At 42.1% G+C, this 15432-nt stretch carries 15 protein-coding genes and 1 tRNA gene; 6 read left to right on the forward strand and 10 right to left on the reverse strand.

Annotation, left to right across the window (positions count from 1 at the left end; all coding sequences use genetic code 11):
* Nucleotides 1-480: 480 nt before the first annotated feature.
* On the forward strand, nucleotides 481-651 hold the full coding sequence (locus KFV02_RS08170) for a hypothetical protein (protein WP_252381057.1): 171 nt from the start codon (nucleotides 481-483) through the stop codon (nucleotides 649-651).
* 66 nt (nucleotides 652-717) lie between these two features.
* Here KFV02_RS08170 and KFV02_RS08175 read toward each other — a convergent pair whose 3' ends face one another.
* Both KFV02_RS08175 and KFV02_RS08180 read right to left on the reverse strand, forming a co-directional pair.
* A complete protein-coding gene (locus tag KFV02_RS08175; protein ID WP_252381058.1) occupies nucleotides 718-1110 on the reverse strand; it encodes a hypothetical protein in 393 nt (130 codons plus the stop codon).
* A gap of 340 nt (nucleotides 1111-1450) precedes the next feature.
* Nucleotides 1451-2095: a hypothetical protein gene (locus tag KFV02_RS08180; RefSeq protein WP_252381059.1), complete on the reverse strand. Its 645-nt coding sequence runs from the start codon at nucleotides 2093-2095 to the stop codon at nucleotides 1451-1453.
* A gap of 1266 nt (nucleotides 2096-3361) precedes the next feature.
* On the opposite strand from KFV02_RS08180, the gene KFV02_RS08185 reads away from it, so the two are divergent.
* Complete coding sequence (locus KFV02_RS08185) at nucleotides 3362-3757, forward strand: Ros/MucR family transcriptional regulator (protein ID WP_252381060.1); 396 nt, start codon at nucleotides 3362-3364, stop codon at nucleotides 3755-3757.
* Between the two features lie 281 nt (nucleotides 3758-4038).
* On the opposite strand, the gene KFV02_RS08190 is transcribed toward KFV02_RS08185, so the two are convergent.
* Nucleotides 4039-4115: transfer RNA gene (locus tag KFV02_RS08190), tRNA-Arg, on the reverse strand.
* A gap of 114 nt (nucleotides 4116-4229) precedes the next feature.
* On the opposite strand from KFV02_RS08190, the gene KFV02_RS08195 reads away from it, so the two are divergent.
* Both KFV02_RS08195 and KFV02_RS08200 read left to right on the forward strand, forming a co-directional pair.
* Nucleotides 4230-4820, forward strand: coding sequence for a UbiX family flavin prenyltransferase (locus KFV02_RS08195; protein WP_252381061.1), 591 nt, complete (start codon nucleotides 4230-4232; stop codon nucleotides 4818-4820).
* A 12-nt stretch (nucleotides 4821-4832) separates the two neighbouring features.
* Complete coding sequence (locus KFV02_RS08200; protein ID WP_252381062.1) at nucleotides 4833-5525, forward strand: metal-dependent hydrolase; 693 nt, start codon at nucleotides 4833-4835, stop codon at nucleotides 5523-5525.
* Nucleotides 5526-5589: 64 nt separating this feature from the next.
* Here the strand turns inward: KFV02_RS08200 and KFV02_RS08205 are convergent, their stop codons facing one another.
* The 7 genes from KFV02_RS08205 to gcvH form a co-directional block, all read right to left on the reverse strand.
* Nucleotides 5590-6066, reverse strand: a complete 477-nt coding sequence (locus KFV02_RS08205) for a chemotaxis protein CheX (protein WP_252381070.1) — start codon at nucleotides 6064-6066, stop codon at nucleotides 5590-5592.
* Between the two features lie 223 nt (nucleotides 6067-6289).
* Nucleotides 6290-6736: a phosphatidylglycerophosphatase A family protein gene (locus KFV02_RS08210; protein WP_252381063.1), complete on the reverse strand. Its 447-nt coding sequence runs from the start codon at nucleotides 6734-6736 to the stop codon at nucleotides 6290-6292.
* An 11-nt stretch (nucleotides 6737-6747) separates the two neighbouring features.
* Nucleotides 6748-7392, reverse strand: a complete 645-nt coding sequence (locus tag KFV02_RS08215; protein WP_252381064.1) for a Maf family protein — start codon at nucleotides 7390-7392, stop codon at nucleotides 6748-6750.
* Nucleotides 7385-8728 carry a dihydrolipoyl dehydrogenase gene (gene lpdA, locus KFV02_RS08220; protein WP_252381065.1) on the reverse strand — a complete coding sequence of 448 codons (1344 nt, stop codon included), beginning with the start codon at nucleotides 8726-8728 and terminating at the stop codon, nucleotides 7385-7387. The genes KFV02_RS08215 and lpdA overlap by 8 nt, the downstream gene beginning before the upstream one ends.
* A gap of 50 nt (nucleotides 8729-8778) precedes the next feature.
* Nucleotides 8779-10218 (reverse strand): aminomethyl-transferring glycine dehydrogenase subunit GcvPB, encoded by a 1440-nt coding sequence (gene gcvPB / locus KFV02_RS08225; protein WP_252381071.1) that lies wholly within the window; start codon nucleotides 10216-10218, stop codon nucleotides 8779-8781.
* Nucleotides 10219-10320: 102 nt separating this feature from the next.
* Nucleotides 10321-11655, reverse strand: coding sequence for an aminomethyl-transferring glycine dehydrogenase subunit GcvPA (gene gcvPA / locus KFV02_RS08230; RefSeq protein WP_252381066.1), 1335 nt, complete (start codon nucleotides 11653-11655; stop codon nucleotides 10321-10323).
* Between the two features lie 94 nt (nucleotides 11656-11749).
* Entirely contained in the window at nucleotides 11750-12130 is a 381-nt protein-coding gene (gene gcvH / locus KFV02_RS08235; RefSeq protein WP_252381067.1) for a glycine cleavage system protein GcvH, read from the reverse strand.
* 156 nt (nucleotides 12131-12286) lie between these two features.
* Here gcvH and KFV02_RS08240 point away from each other — a divergent pair, with 156 nt between their 5' ends.
* Together KFV02_RS08240 and abc-f are read left to right on the forward strand one after the other, a co-directional pair.
* On the forward strand, nucleotides 12287-13309 hold the full coding sequence (locus KFV02_RS08240; protein ID WP_252381068.1) for a glycosyltransferase family protein: 1023 nt from the start codon (nucleotides 12287-12289) through the stop codon (nucleotides 13307-13309).
* 2 nt (nucleotides 13310-13311) lie between these two features.
* The gene (abc-f, locus tag KFV02_RS08245; protein ID WP_252381069.1) at nucleotides 13312-15267 is read left to right on the forward strand and encodes a ribosomal protection-like ABC-F family protein; all 1956 of its coding nucleotides are present in this window, start codon (nucleotides 13312-13314) and stop codon (nucleotides 15265-15267) included.
* Nucleotides 15268-15432: the final 165 nt, after the last annotated feature.

The raw sequence follows: 15432 nt of genomic DNA on the forward strand, positions 1-15432 counted from the left end.
GCATATTTGCAAGTCATATTGCATTGTGTGCTGTTATTGAAGATGTTAAAGGTAAAGCTGCCAATCATTGGACTGTCTGTGCAATTTGCCTAAATAGTTCCCATAGAGGTGATGCAAAAATCTATATCAGGAGAAAGTTGCCCTTTTCAAGGGAAAAAGTTATTCTTTTTATTATTTACCAAAACGAGCAGCATCACTATAAGATTGCAACCAAGGCCCTGCTAAGTCAGGACCTTTTATTTTTTCCATAGCTGCAATCGTACTGTCTGGTGATGTTTATGTAAACGGTTATTATCGAAAAGGCGGGGCTTATGACAATCACACTACCGTTCCGCCACAAACAACAATGTGTGGGATAACTATTCAATAAAAGGCAGCTACAATCACTACACAGGAAAGATAGGAACTAAAAAAACTTATAATTTATATAAAAGCAACTATGGTATCAGGATACAAGCAGGGCAAACATAAATTGAGACCATGCGGCCTGAAAATCCATTTGGCCAAGGGCAGAGTTGGGATATTGAGAAAGATGAAGAATTCAGGCCCAATATTGGTATAAATTCCAGAATAGATGAAGAAGGGTCTGAAACGGGCGGTTTTGATGCGGAGAAGGCTTATCGTGATAATAATGATCTTCTCGCGGTGTAGCTCCAAGGAGGATTCGCAGGTCAGGGTGTTGTGGGGAGGGGCGGAAGAAAATCCGTCTTTACGCGATTAGGACCGAATTTTATAGAATAGATATGGCGCAATAGCCGTCCATATTAAAACAAATATCCAAACCCTGCCCTTGAAAATATTATAGTCGTGAAGGAGTTTACTCCAGGGATGACTCATCACATAATGACCAAAAAGGAACTCAAAAGTAATAGTTAGGATCAGCCAAATAGCACCTATTAAATAAGCCTGCTTTGCTGATTCAATTCGCCAAATTCCTGTGAGAATCCAGATGAAGAATCCTAACAGAGCGATCCCAATTAATGTAGACAATTGATGGGCGGACAACTCGTTCATAAATTGCCCATACCCTTTTTCTCTGATGACTCCGTTAATGATAGCGAGAACGACCAGCCCAATCCAGCTCAGAGCATATTTCATGAGAATGTTCATATCAATCGTGTCCTAACGAGTTTGCAGAAGTTTCCTTTTCGATCCATACGTTTTTGGGGTAAAAAGGGAAGGTTACTACCCAGATTGTTTGCAAGTTTGGCTAAGGCAACCTGAACCTTGAAGCTTGCCACGAAGCTTAAATCCTCGCACTTAAGAGCCCAGCACAAGACCAGAATGATTCTGCCTATGGCGGGCTGAAAGAGCAGGGGGTAATTTCCGTCAAAGAGCTATGGGTGAGAATTCACTCCGGCTACGGCTCCGTAATTTTGATGAAACGGGTTGTGCGGACCCGTAGCATGGTGGTGTGGGTAGGGCCGGAGAAAAGCACATTCTTATCAAATTATGCACTGTTTTTCTTTATAAGGAAAGCAAAAATCACAAAAATCACAAATAGCACCCCAACTGATTTCCAATCCAAATAATTATCAACAACAAAAAACATACTCATTACTAAAACTGTATATATAGCACTTACAAGGTCTAACCAAAGCACTTTCTGTTTACACGGAAACAGAAGATATAGATGCAATACGATCAAAGGAATAATAAACAAGGCAAGAAAAGCAGACAAGCCAATAAACTGAATTGCATTTAAAGCAAGTTCACTGTGTTTTCCCCCTAGTGTTATGAGCCATAGGCCTAGACCAATACCAAGAAGCATACCTGCTGTTATTGCACCAGCAGAAAGACCAGCACGAGACAGCGGCAGAATGATCTTTGTAACAAATGGATGCTTAAGAGCTTCTTCGCCTTTGATTAGCCTCCAGACGGCAAGAATACAGAGACTAACAATACTTAATAGCCCAAAAGTGTTTATAGATAACGATTCTTCAATTATTTTTAGGTATTGACTCGGAAGATTTTTTGTTAAATCAAGACAGACTCCGCCGCCAAGTATTAAAACGAAACCAAATAACAGGAAAACAAAAAAAATTTCCTTAATGCTCTGCAATCCAATAAGCTTAATAGGATTTTTTTCTTCCATTCAGTTTTTTTTTTAGTATATAACGAGTTTATAGAAAAAATCAAATACTACATTCTTAATGTTCGAAGCGACTTCTATCGCTATCTTCTCCATGATAGCAGAATCTAAGACTGTCGCAATTATAGTAAGTCATTATTCGTACCAAGGTGGAGCCTAGTGAAGTCTAGAGTAATGACATGGATTCCAGCTCCATTGATTAATCATCTTTGCCGTAAGTTATTGTTGACTTTGATCAACATACTAAATATTAGTTAAACAAAATTATAGTCCTTAAATTCTTTTTGTGTCAAGAAAATAGTAAAAAATTTTTGTAAATTTAATCTAAACCCGTAAATTCTTTATAAAAAGATAGTGAAAGAATTTTTGTGTAAGCATTGTTTATGCTTAAAAATATAGAGCATCATTATTGATTGGTTTTGCGCGTAAACAAAGTAATTGTCATAAGAGGATATTGCGCCATGCTTAAATATAAAGCATGAAAGATAAAGAGCCATAACGCCTTGTATATATTAACTATTTTGCTAATTATTACCTTTATTTTGCCTCTTATTTATTTTTTTATCTCTTCCACCCATTTAATCTCAGCACCGTCCATATCTGCCTGTCCTGGGCTCGAATTGATAGGCGAGATATTTTTATCAAGTTCACAAAGACTTTCAGCCAAATCAACATTTGGCAGTAGTAGCTCCGGGGTGTATCCGACAGGTGCACTTTGGTTGAGTTAGTTGAGTAGGTGAGTGGTTGAGTAGTTAGGATGGTCAGTGGATATAGGACTCCGTAGTAGAATTTTTTCCTGATTGCCGCCAGATTTTCGATTATTACCACTGGACAGAGTATCTGTACAGGTTTGATTCCTTAATTATGACAAAATTTTGCTAAATATGAACAAAAAAGAGAAAACAATTAGCAGATGCAATGCCAAAATTAAGGGTTCTCAAAAATCAGTGCAAATAGCGGATGCGTCCGTTCTTATTTGACATCAAAAATACAAAAATATTTTTTAGAAAATCTGTAGATACAGAGAAGAAGTCTTTGGATTCAAGTCGTTAAGTTGTTGTTTAGCCCGGATAAACTGATATATTTTGAAATAAGGCATAAAAAACATAACCGTTGCTCACTGAGCAATATCTTAAAAGATGTAAAATTTGTATCAAAAAAGGACTAAAAAATAATTTTTCTCATGTTGCCTCATTATCTTTTTTGATATAGAGATAAAAAAGTTGTGCGTTGTATAATAAAAATAAGTTATTTTATAGGGAGGTAATTATGGAAGATAGTCTAAAACAGGCCTTGGAGATTGTTAAAGCTCAGGCAGGCGTGCGTGTTATGTCAGCGGAAGAGATGGTTTCCATGATAGGGGCCATTGCTGAAAGTATTAGCAAAGTGGGCAAGGCAGAGATTAAGGAGGAGAAGCCACCTGTTGATCCCCAAAAAGCCATTCGTGAAAAGAGTGTTATTTGTCTTGAGTGTGGTAAGGCATTCAAGGTGCTGACCAAAAAACACTTGGCTTCACATGACCTTACTCCAGAGGAATACAAGGAAAAGTGGGGTTATAAGAAAGGTATTTCCTTAGTAGCTAAAAGTTTGGCCAGGGAGAGGCGTAAAAAAATGCAAAGCATGAAGCTTTGGGAAAAGAGAAAGATGAGTAAAGGGTTAGCCTAACTTAGACGGAAGATAAAAAAGCCATCCCTACCGGATGGCTTTTTTATCTTTTAAAGCTCTAACTGCTCAGTCATTTTGAGCCTTCAAAATTTGCATGAACCCAGAGGCGTGTAAGCTTGTTAGGATGAAGTGTAGGAAAAAAAAATCCAAGGAAAGTTTTTATCTTATAATAAAAAAAGAGCCTCTAACCAGGATGGATTAGAGGCTTGAAACAATTTGCCAACCAAAAAAGTCACACGGCACCGGCATTTCTTGGATTATCAAATTTATTGAGAAATTATTGGTGGGCAATGCAGGATTCGAACCTGCGGCCTTCAGCTCCGGAGGCTGACGCTCTATCCAACTGAGCTAATTGCCCTTACTTAAAAAAGAATCTTCTATTCTTAAGACCATTGCCTTGTCAAGTGAGTAAAGATAACCTAGTATACTTTTAATTAACTGGTCTTGCTTAAAAAATTTAAGAACTAAACGCATGAACACAATACCAAATAGATACGTTCTGGCCATAACCGGAGCCAGTGGCATGCCTTATGCCCTAAAGCTCATCCAGGAGCTCAAAAAAAATCCTGGCCTGGAGCTGCATCTTATTATTTCCAATGCGGCCAAAGATATTTTGCCTATGGAGTCACGTGGTTGGGAAAAGATAGTAACCCTTGCAGATCACGCTTATGCCCAGGATCAACTGACCGCTCCTATGGCCAGTGGCTCCTGGCTGCATCATGGGATGGTTGTCTGTCCCTGTTCTATGGCAACTTTGGCGGCCATAGCCAATGGCCTTGGCAACAATCTTATTCACCGCGCTGCAGATGTGTGTCTGAAAGAAAACAGACCCCTTGTTTTGGTTCCCAGAGAAACTCCTTTAAACGCCATCCATTTGCAGAATATGTGCAAAGCTCAACAGGCCGGGGCGGTTATCCTTCCCCCTTCCCCGGGATTCTACCACCAGCCGCAGACTATTGATGATTTGATTAGCCAAATTGTCAGCAGAATTATGGATCACCTAGGTATAGAGAATAATATTTTTAAGCGTTGGGGAACAGAGATGTTTGAGTTTAAAGTTTAAAAGGAGGTTAATATGGGCAACAAACTTACCTGGCATGGTCATGCTAATTTTGAGATCGCTACTCCCAAGTTAAATATCCTCATTGACCCATGGTTTGAGGGCAATCCTTCTGCTGTGAGCAAATCTTCTTCTTTAAGTAAAGTGGATCTGGTTCTGGTCACTCATGACCATGGCGATCATATGGGGCAGGCCATTGAAATATGTAAACAGACAGGGGCTCATCTTGGCGCCATTGTGGAGGTTGCCAAACATTGCATTGCTCAAGGGATTAGTCAGGACAAAGTTCTTAATGGCATCGGTTTTAATATTGGTGGAAGCATTGATTTTAATTCCGTAAAAATCACCATGGTCCAGGCATTTCACTCCTGTGAACGAGGCTTCCCCGTAGGCTATATCGTAACACTCGAAGATGGCTATACAATTTATCATGCCGGGGACACAGCTATTTTTTCCAGTATGGAGTTATGGGGCCAGCTCTTTGACATTGATTTGGCTTTGCTCCCCATTGGGGGGGTGTTTACCATGGACCCCAGGCAGGCAGCATTGGCCTGTAAACTTCTAAAATGTAAAAAAGTGGTTCCCATGCACTGGGGATCTTTTCCTGTTCTGGAAAAAGATACGAAAAATTTTCAAGCAGCACTCAAAGAATATGCCCCCCAGACAGAATTGCTGGAAATGTCTCCGGGTCAGACCGTTGAGTTGTAACTGTTCAAAAAAATAGGCCCTGAATCAGAAATTCAGGGCCTTGAAGTCTAAGTTTTAAACTTGGTCAGGCAAAACAAACTTCCACAGTGAGATCTCCAAACTGGGTAGTAAAAGGGATGGCCAGGACAGCCGAACTAGACACGTGGCTAATAGAGTGGTTTTTTCCGGTAACGACTGAAGGGATGGCACCCTCAAATGGCATGCCAATATCGGCCAGTCCCTTTCGGGCCTGACCGCAAATCATATTTGTTAGCTCACCTACCGCATCAATAATATCCTGTGAAACTTCTGAGTACTGCTCGCCCAGCAGATTTCCGATTATCCCCAGGGCGCTTTGTTCTGTAAAGGTAACCGACATTGTCCCTTTGTTTTTGCCATTAGGGCTGGAAAAGCCAATCACCCCCGAGACATCACCTCTAGCAGTGTGGTCTTTTTTTACATAAGGCTTTCCCGGTTTAACTTCGACCATTGCCATTGTCCCTAATACATTAACTACGGCATCAACGAATTGCTTGATGATCTGCTTGACCTTATCGTCCATCATTGGATCCTTATTTTTTGAGGTGACCGAATTGATCTAAAGTACAACATCTTCAAATAAATAAATTTTTGCTTAATAAATTCTCTCTATCTTTTCAAGATAATGTATTTTGTCCTCGGGGAACGATCATTTTGTTTATGTCGTATTATTTCACTGTCTATTCCTCCCCAAAAAACAACATGGTTAAGAGTCTGTGGCCAAACTCCGTTTTGACCACAGACTCTTAAGTAATTCTGATTATTATGAACAAACAAAGTCCGGCATAAATCCCTGCTAAAAGATCATCAATCATGATTCCGAATCCATTTTTGAGCCATTGCTCGGATTTGCGAATGGGGAAGGGTTTTAAGATGTCAAAAGCACGAAAAAGAAAGAACCCCACAAGGAGCGTGAACCAGGTTCTTTGAGTTAAGGTCAAAAAAGTAACCCATTGTCCGAGCAATTCATCAATAATTACGCACCCCGGATCTTTGTAGTTGTAGCTCTTTTCAGCCAGGCTGGCTGAATAAGCGCCGAGAAAAAAGATTATCACCAAAACGAGAATTTTAAGGGGGAAACTCAAGGGGATAAAGGTGAAGGGGGCAAGGAGAGTGGCAGCTAAAGAACCCCATGTACCTGGGGCTTTAGGTAGATGACCTATAGGGCCAAGAGTGGCCAACTTTATCCACATTGAGTTCATTGTTAGCGTTGGTTTTGGGAGATATCAGAGGCTAATCTAATCGCCCCGACTTTTTCAAGGTGCTCTACAAGCTCGGTCAAGGGCAGGCCAACCACATTGGTATAGGAACCATTGATTCTTTGCACTAAAAAAGCTCCTACGCCCTGGATACCGTACGCTCCGGCCTTGTCCAGAGGTTCTTTGGTCTGCACATAGCTCTTTAGCACCTCTTCGGAAAACTTGGCCATAGTTACAAAAGATTTACAGGCAAAGGAGATGTTGATTTGCTTTTGTTTGTGCACGAGCACTACTGCGGTGATTACTTCATGTGTCTGGCCGGATAGATTTTTTAGCATTTCAATGGCCTGGGTCTCTGATCTGGGCTTGCCCAGGATATCTCCGTTGAGGACTACAATGGTGTCTGCTGCCAGAATAAGGCTATCGGGCCTTTGCTGGCATACATCTTCAGCCTTAAGCCCGGCGAGGTACGTCGCGTATTGCTCTGGGTTTTGTCCGGGCTTTGGCGGAGGCTCTTTGATTTTGCTGGGCAGAACATAGAAATTTAGACCCAGTAAGGAAAGCAGAGCCTGTCTGCGCGGAGACTTTGAGGCCAGCACAAGGTCCATTTCGCCCCGAAATGGACCTTGCGGGAGTAATTCACTATACATTTAAAAGTGCTTCTTTCAAACTTTCATCTAGAGTTGGATGAGCAAAAATGTGTTTAGACACCTCTTCTCTTGTCCAGGCCTGATCGACAATGATTTGGGCCAGGGTGATGAGATGGGAGACATTGTGGCCTATAGCACTAATGCCCACCACCCTGTCTTCAGACCAGAACACCTTGATCAAACCATGTCCAGCACCATGTGCCTGGGCAATGGGATTGGCTATCAAATTGGCTTTGGTAACAGTAAATTGTTTGCCTTGGGCCTCAAGTTGCGAGGTGTTAAGGCCTGCCCGAATAATTTCCGGAGAACCGTAAATACAGGCTGGAACCGGATTTTGAGGATAGGGTTTTTTGTTATGACCCATAATATGGTCAATACAGTATTCTCCCTGATCTGAGGCTGCATGGGCGAGAAGAGTGAGGCCATTGACATCGCCAATAGCATAGATATTGGGTGCAGCTTGCAAATAGTCGTTGGTTTTAATCCAGCCTGGGCCAAAGGTTTCAATATTTGCACTGTCCAGGCCTAAATTTTCACTATTGGGTTTGCGGCCAATAGCAACTAAACACTTGTCTACCTGAATTTCTTCGTCAGGCAGGTGGAGAGATACGCCATCTGCACTGCTTTCCAGCTTTTGAACAAGGGTCTTGGTTTTTATAACCCATTTTTCCCTTTTTAAAATTTTCTCCAGTTCCCTCGATATCTCCGGGTCTTCAGTGGGAACAATCCTGTCTTTAGCTTCAATGAGAAATATTTTACTTCCCAAACGGCTAAAGAACTGTCCGAGCTCAATGCCTATTGCACCAGCACCAATGACGGCTAAAGTTTCCGGGACAGACTCAAGGTCTAAAATATCATTGGAATCGAGAATGTTTTTGTGATCAGGCTTTAGGCCCGGCAGGTCCGCATTTTTAGAGCCTGTGGCAATGATCAAACGGTCAAACTTTATATTAAGCTTATCTTCCCCAAAGACTTCCAGGGTTGAAGAATTTAATAATCTGGCCTGACCGGAAATTAAATCCACGCCAAGCTTTTTTAAACTGGCCGCCATGGCCTTGTGCGTGGCTGAAACCAGGCTTTTTTTGCGCTGCTGCAGTTTTTTCAGGTCGATTTTAATTTCGCCGGAGGCCAGGCGCAGCCTTTGTTGTGCTTTTAGGCCGGCAATGGGTTCGGTTGCACCTAAGAAAAGCTTGGTAGGGATACAACCACGGTTCAAGCAAGTTCCACCCAAGGAGCCGGCCTCAATCAGGGCTGTTTTTAATCCGTTTTTTGCACCTTTAAGGCAAGCTGCATAACCACCTGGGCCTGCGCCAATGATTACTAATTCGTATTGCATATGGTTTTAATCTTCAATGATGGTTTAGGGTTTAAGTGTGTCGAACTCGACTAGTCTTTTAACTCCATTTTTTTGGCAGCTCTTACTTCATCCAACCTTCTGACCGGAGTAGTTACCGGAGCTTGTTGAATGAGTTCCGGATTTTTTTCAGCGATGTTTAATATTTCGATCAGGTCATCAACAAATTGGTCCAGGGTCTCCTTACTTTCAGTCTCTGTTGGCTCGATCATTAAACATTCTTTAACAATCAGAGGAAAGTAGATAGTGGGTGCATGATGTCCCTTATCCAGGAGAGCCTTGGCAATGTCCAGGGCACGTACTCCGTTTTTGGCTTGCTTCACTGCCGAGGCCACAAATTCGTGCATACAGGTGCGATTATATGGGATGTGCAGATAGTCTTCTAATTTTTTGCGTAAATAATTAGCAGCCAGAACTGCGTTTTCTGAAACACGGATCAGCCCCTCGCGACCAAGGCGCAGGATATAAGCATAGGCTTTTAAAATGACCCCGAAGTTACCATAAAAGGGGGCGATATATCCGATGGAATGGGGATAGTCATAATCCAGGAAAAACTGGCCGTCTTCTAATTTGACTACCCTGGAAATTGGCAAAAATGGTTCAAGTTTTTTATTTACACCCACCGGACCGGAGCCTGGTCCGCCACCGCCATGCGGGGTTCCAAAGGTTTTGTGTAAGTTTAGGTGGACCACGTCAAAACCAACGTCGCCAACACGCATTTTGCCTAAAATGGCATTTAAATTGGCCCCATCATAATAAAGCAGTCCATCCACCGAGTGCACTAGCTCAACAATTTCTGGCAGGTGCCGTTCAAAGAGACCTAAAGTATTGGGACAGGTCATCATAACACCGGCCACTTCATCGTCTAAGGCAGCCTTCAGGGCTTCAGGGTCAATGATGCCGTCTTTGGATTCAATGCTAACAACATCGTATCCGGCAATCGCAGCCGAAGCCGGGTTAGTGCCATGGGCTGAGTCAGGAACTATAATTTTAGTTTTTTTGTTACCTTTATGATTGTGATAGGCTGCAATGAGCATGACACCGGTTAGTTCCCCGTGGGCGCCGGCCAGAGGCTGGAGAGTAAAGGCATCCATTCCGGTTATGGCGCAAAGGAGTCTTTCCGTCTCATAGATAACTTCCAGTGCCCCTTGGGTATAATGTCCAGCCCCACGTAGCTGTGGCACCAGAGGGTGAAGCTCTGTAAAACCAGGCAGGCTTGCTATGTCTTCCATGAATTTGGGATTGTACTTCATGGTGCATGAGCCTAAGGGATAGAAATTGCTATCCACGCCAAAATTGCGCCTGGACAAGAGGGTAAAGTGACGGACTACATCCAGTTCTGATTGTTCTGGAAGTCCTGGGGGTTGTTCACGCAATAAATCTTCAGGGACAAAATCGGTGATCTGGCCTTCAGTTTCTCCAGGCCAAACACCTTTTCGACCAGGAACTGATTTAGCAAAAATTGTTTTCATCATGATAATGTTTTAAGTTTTTAACTGTTAAGTTATTTTGTTAAAGCTAAGTTAAAAGGAATAAAAATAACATTTTAACCTTTCAAGCTTTTCCGCACTTACCTAACTCAACGCCCCTCGCATGAGTTCGGCTAATATACCAATATCCTGTTTAGTTCTTTTTTCTGTACACGCAATGAGCAGGCAGTTTTCCATTCCTTGGTAATAACGGCCTAAGGGAAATCCCGGTACATAGCCATGGGGTATTAATTTGTCGATGATATCGTAGGCACTTACTGGCAAACGTAAGGTGAACTCATTGCCAAAGGGTGCATCATTTAAAAGTGTCACTCCATCAATTGAGGTGAGTTTTTGCGCGGCATAATGGGCTAGTTCTATACAAGAGCCTGCTGTTCTTTTCAGACCTTTGGGTCCGAGAAGAGAAACATAGACGAGTGACTGCAAAGCGCACAGAGATTGGTTGGAACAGATATTGGACGTGGCTTTTTGCCTGCGGATATGCTGTTCCCTGGCCTGCAGAGTGAGCACAAATCCTTCCCGGCCATCTTTATCCACTGTTTTGCCTACGATTCGGCCAGGCATCTGACGGATTAACTTCCCTCTACAGGTCATAATCCCCAAATACGGGCCTCCGAAACTAAGAGGCAGGCCCAAACTCTGGCCTTCGGCTACTGCTATGTCTGCGCCCATCTGGCCCGGAGTTTTTAAAACTGACTGCAAAAGGGCATAGACAGAAATGATACTTAAGGCTCCATTTTCCTTGGCTTTAGCAAACAGAGGAGTAAAATCATTGATGCAGCCAAAAAAATTAGGATTCTGGACAACCACTGCGGCTGTGTGTTCGTCAATCTGATCCATCAGTCCTTGGATATCTGTCTGGCCCTGGTTATGAGAAACGGTAACCAGCTCAAGGTGTAGATTGGTTGTATAGCAGTCAAGCATGCAGCGATAGATGGGACTCAAGTCTTCCGAGACAATGATTTTTTTTCTTTTTGTGGCCCGTACAGCCATCATGATAGCCTCGTAAATGGCAGTACCACCATCATATAAAGAGGCATTGGCATAATCCATATCCATGAGTCGGCACATTGCAGTCTGATATTCAAAAATTGCCTGCAGGGTGCCTTGGGAAGCTTCAGGCTGATACGGGGTATAGGCAGTGTAAAATTCAGAGCGAGAAAGGATAGCTTTTATAGCCGAAGGGATATAGTGGTCATAAAAGCCAGCGCCCAAAAAGGTGGTTAAGTCAGTATTATTTTTGGCTGCCAGCTTTTCCAAATGGTTGCGTACCTGCATTTCGCTTTGGCCCTGGGGCAGATCAAAACTTTTGGGCCTTAGCTCAGGAGCAATGTCTGTAAACAGGTCATCTATGCTGGACACGCCAATGGTGTCCAGCATTTCCTGTTGTTGTTTAGGAGTGTGGGGTATGTATGGCATAGCAAATAATTAAGGTTTAAGGTTAAATTCAAAATGTCTGATTATATATGTCAATTTATATATGTCAATGAGTACCAAAATACAAATTATGAGACTAGTGGTCTTCTTCAGCCACTATTTGAGCATATTCTTCGCTATTTAGCAGACCTTCAGCAGGAGATGATAGTTTGAACTTGGCTATCCAGCCCTGTCCATAGGGGTCTTCATTTATTTTTTCCGGAGCATTTTCCAGCTCTTCATTGACAGCTATTACTTCTCCTGTGACCGGTGAGTAAATTTCACTGGCTGCTTTAACAGACTCAATGCTGCCCATTTCATCGCCAGCATTGAGTTTTTGTCCAATTTGGGGCAGTTCAATAAAGGTGATGTCACCGAGTTGTTCCTGGGCAAAGTGAGTAATGCCAATTACTGCTTCATCTCCTTCTATCTTTGCCCATTCATGGGTTTTGGAGTAAAGTAAATTTTCAGGTATCATGATTTCCTCCTTGAAAGCTTTTGTAAAAACAAATTTTTTCTTTCATATAACTTCTACTCAAAAAGGGCAATGGTAGATTTTGGACAAAATTCGGCCTTGTCAAAGTAGGCTATATAACACTATAAAACGCAGTAAACTCGATAAACCAAAAGGCTTATGCGAATTTTAAATCTTGAAGGAGAATACTTTGTCCCTGCTTTAAAGAAAGCCGGGCACAAGGTTTTAAGCATAGGCTATAGTGAAAATTGTGACCTGAAGTTGAAAAAGTTCTTGGGTCCCAAAGAACTGATAAGTTTTTTAGACAGCAAAGGTTTTGTCCCGGACCTGATCTTATGGAATGATCTGTGTCGTCCTCCCGGGGTAGTTGGTTTTGAAAAATTGCCTTGTTTGTGCATGGGTTTCTCCATTGATCAATACTGTAACCCCTGGCAGGTACCATTTTCAGCTTGTTTTGATTTATTTTTAGTGGCTCAAAAAGACTATCTGCCACTTTTTATGGATCTTGAACTGCCGAGACCTGTCTTGTGGTTTCCTCTTTTTTTTGATCCGGGCAAAGCTTTTGACGAAGGTCTGTCGCGAGATATTCCCATCAGTTTTGTGGGGACTCTTGATGGTGTGTACAATCAGAGTCGACGAAAATTTTTACTGGCTTGTCAGAAGAGACTTCCTTTAATCATCAGACAGGGTGCTTACCAGCCTATTTATGCCAGGAGCAAGATTGTCCTTAACCAAAGTGCAGCAGGGGAGCTTAATTTTAGGATTTTTGAAGCAGCTGCTTGTGGAGCAGCGGTTTTGACTGAAAATGTGGACAATGGATTGCGTGATTTGTTTGTTCCCGGGGAAGAGATTCTGGTTTACGAGCGGGGAAACGTTACCAGCGCTGTTACTGTAGCCAGAAAGGCTCTTGAAAGTAAGGAGTTGCAAGAGATTGCCCTTGCGGGCAAGAGAAAGGTGCAGCGGGAGCACAGTATTGGAGCAAGGGTGAAGACTATTATAGAACAGGCTAAAGAGCTTTTAGCACAAAGAGCATATCAGTGGCGGATAGAGAATAAAAAGTTTGTAGCAAAGGAGTTGGCCAAGACTTTTTACTTTTTGTCTGTGGACGAGAATTTGAATTTACCTCTTGATTTGAGACAAAAGTACCTGGAAGCAGGGTGTTTTTACAGGGAATTATTATAGCTATGCTTAAAATTTGTGCGCAAAAAATCCATAAAACTTATAATGCTCAGGATTTATTCAAAGATTTAAGTTTTGAACTTAGTTCTGGCATGCGTTTGGGGCTAGTTGGTCCCAATGGATGCGGCAAAAGTACCTTACTTAAGATTTTGGCTCGTGAAATACTTCCTGACAGTGGACAGGTGGTTTGGCCCAAAGGGGCCAGGCTAGGCTTTATGTATCAGGAATTGGGAGAAGATGACCTGGAAAAGGAGCTTTTAACATTTGTTTTGGAGGCCGTGCCAGACTGGAATGAGTTTTGGCTGGAATGGAAAAGGGCAGTCCTTGAAGATAACAAAACAAAGCTTCTTCAATTAAGCAAGGTGCAACAGGAACTGGAGCATAAATTCGGCTATAATCCGGAATGTCAGGCCGAAAAGATACTCATGGGGTTAGGGTTTGATAAAGACCTCCTGACCAGGCCTTTAAAGGTTCTCAGCGGAGGATGGAGAGAACGGGTCAAGCTGGCCCGTGTGTTGATTCAGGGGGCAGATGTACTTTTTTTGGACGAGCCGACAAACCATCTTGATCTTGAGGCAGTGCTTTGGCTGGAGAACTATCTTTTAAATTTCAAGGGCATTTTGGTGTTTGTGGCCCATGATCGCTTTTTTTTGGACAAGGTTAGTACCCATGTCCTGGTCCTGGGTTTGTCAAAACCGTATTTCAGGCCTGGAAATTTTTCACAGTTTTTAACTTGGCATAGTCAGAACCAGGCACAGGTCCAGAAGCAGGCTGCTAAGTTGCAAAAGGAAATACAACACAATCAGTCCTTTGTGCAGAGGTTTAGATACAAGGCATCAAAGGCCAAACAAGCCCAGGCCAGGCTGGGTCAGATAGAAAAACTGAAAAATAAACTTAACGAACTGAATTTCGAGGATAGGTCAAAAGCCCTTTCTTTCTACTGGCCTAAACCGCAAAGGGGCAATAAAATTGTGCTCAGTGCAGTAGATGTGGACTTTAACTATACTGGTCATGAGCAAAAAATTTTGTCCAAGATAAATTTCAATCTATTGCGTGGACAAAAGATTGCAGTGGTTGGACCAAATGGAGAAGGTAAATCAACCCTTTTACGTCTTATCGTAGGTGAGTTAACTCCAAGTTCAGGATATATAAAATTAGGCTCTAATATTATTGTAGGCTATTACAGTCAGCACCAAACCGAAATTTTGAATATTCAAAATTCCGTGTTACAGGAAATCAGAAGACTCAGTCATCCTTCAACAACAGAAGAAGAGCTTCGGTCTGTACTGGGTTTATTTTTGTTGAGCCAGGATTTTTGGGAGCGAAAAGTAAAAGACTTAAGCGGAGGAGAAAAGTCCAGGCTGGTATTGGCCAGTTTATTTTTAAAGCGGGCCAATTTTTTGGTCCTGGATGAACCGACTAACCACCTGGATTTAGAGAGCCGAGAGGCCTTGATTCAGGCTTTAATTCAATTTCAAGAGACCATTATTATGGTCGCCCATGATCGCTATCTCCTCAGTTCTGTAGCTGAGGAAAATTGGATCTTAAAAAATGGTCAAATTGAGCAAGGCGCTTATAATTTTGACTCTTATTTGCAAAAGTTGACAGGAAAATGTGATTCTGTTGACGTTACTGATCAGCAAAAGACTTTAAAAAAGAGAGAAATAACCAAGAAACTAAAAAGAGCTCGAGCCGAAAAAAGAAATGAGCTTTACCGTAAGCTGAAACCATTAAAAGATAATTACGTTCAGTTAGAGGCGTTGTTGGAAGAAAATTTGCGCCAGCAGGAAGAGTTGGAAAACAAGTTGGCTAATCCCAGTACTTATACCAGCCCTGAGCAGGTAAAAGCGTTGAATGTAGAGTATGCAAATCTTCAAAATCAGGGTGAAGAGCTAATGTCCAAGCTGGAGGTTCTGGAGCAAGAAATCAATCGTCTTGAACAGGAAAAACAGAAGTATTAGTTATTGAGCCTGTGGCCGAACCTTTTTATCAACTTAATTTACTCAACTTTCTCGTATGTTTACATCACCTGTTTTCAAATTTAAGAGATAAAGAAATAAGAATTTAGGCGTGACAGACCGTTCAACTTTCTGGTGCATCAAGACACCGTAACTCAGCTTTTGGTC

The sequence above is a fragment of the Desulfovulcanus ferrireducens genome (assembly GCF_018704065.1).
GTDB classification, from domain to species: domain Bacteria; phylum Desulfobacterota; class Desulfovibrionia; order Desulfovibrionales; family Desulfonatronovibrionaceae; genus Desulfovulcanus; species Desulfovulcanus ferrireducens.

Excerpts from the sequence above, each read along its gene's own strand:
- KFV02_RS08170 (WP_252381057.1), top strand. The coding sequence starts at position 481 with ATGCGGCCTGAAAATCCATTTGGCCAAGGGCAGAGTTGGGATATTGAG.
- KFV02_RS08175 (WP_252381058.1), bottom strand. The coding sequence starts at position 1,110 with ATGAACATTCTCATGAAATATGCTCTGAGCTGGATTGGGCTGGTCGTT.
- KFV02_RS08180 (WP_252381059.1), bottom strand. The coding sequence starts at position 2,095 with ATGGAAGAAAAAAATCCTATTAAGCTTATTGGATTGCAGAGCATTAAG.
- KFV02_RS08185 (WP_252381060.1), top strand. The coding sequence starts at position 3,362 with ATGGAAGATAGTCTAAAACAGGCCTTGGAGATTGTTAAAGCTCAGGCA.
- KFV02_RS08195 (WP_252381061.1), top strand. The coding sequence starts at position 4,230 with ATGAACACAATACCAAATAGATACGTTCTGGCCATAACCGGAGCCAGT.
- KFV02_RS08200 (WP_252381062.1), top strand. The coding sequence starts at position 4,833 with ATGGGCAACAAACTTACCTGGCATGGTCATGCTAATTTTGAGATCGCT.
- KFV02_RS08205 (WP_252381070.1), bottom strand. The coding sequence starts at position 6,066 with ATGGACGATAAGGTCAAGCAGATCATCAAGCAATTCGTTGATGCCGTA.
- KFV02_RS08210 (WP_252381063.1), bottom strand. The coding sequence starts at position 6,736 with ATGTGGATAAAGTTGGCCACTCTTGGCCCTATAGGTCATCTACCTAAA.
- KFV02_RS08215 (WP_252381064.1), bottom strand. The coding sequence starts at position 7,392 with ATGTATAGTGAATTACTCCCGCAAGGTCCATTTCGGGGCGAAATGGAC.
- lpdA (WP_252381065.1), bottom strand. The coding sequence starts at position 8,728 with ATGCAATACGAATTAGTAATCATTGGCGCAGGCCCAGGTGGTTATGCA.
- gcvPB (WP_252381071.1), bottom strand. The coding sequence starts at position 10,218 with ATGAAAACAATTTTTGCTAAATCAGTTCCTGGTCGAAAAGGTGTTTGG.
- gcvPA (WP_252381066.1), bottom strand. The coding sequence starts at position 11,655 with ATGCCATACATACCCCACACTCCTAAACAACAACAGGAAATGCTGGAC.
- gcvH (WP_252381067.1), bottom strand. The coding sequence starts at position 12,130 with ATGATACCTGAAAATTTACTTTACTCCAAAACCCATGAATGGGCAAAG.
- KFV02_RS08240 (WP_252381068.1), top strand. The coding sequence starts at position 12,287 with ATGCGAATTTTAAATCTTGAAGGAGAATACTTTGTCCCTGCTTTAAAG.
- abc-f (WP_252381069.1), top strand. The coding sequence starts at position 13,312 with ATGCTTAAAATTTGTGCGCAAAAAATCCATAAAACTTATAATGCTCAG.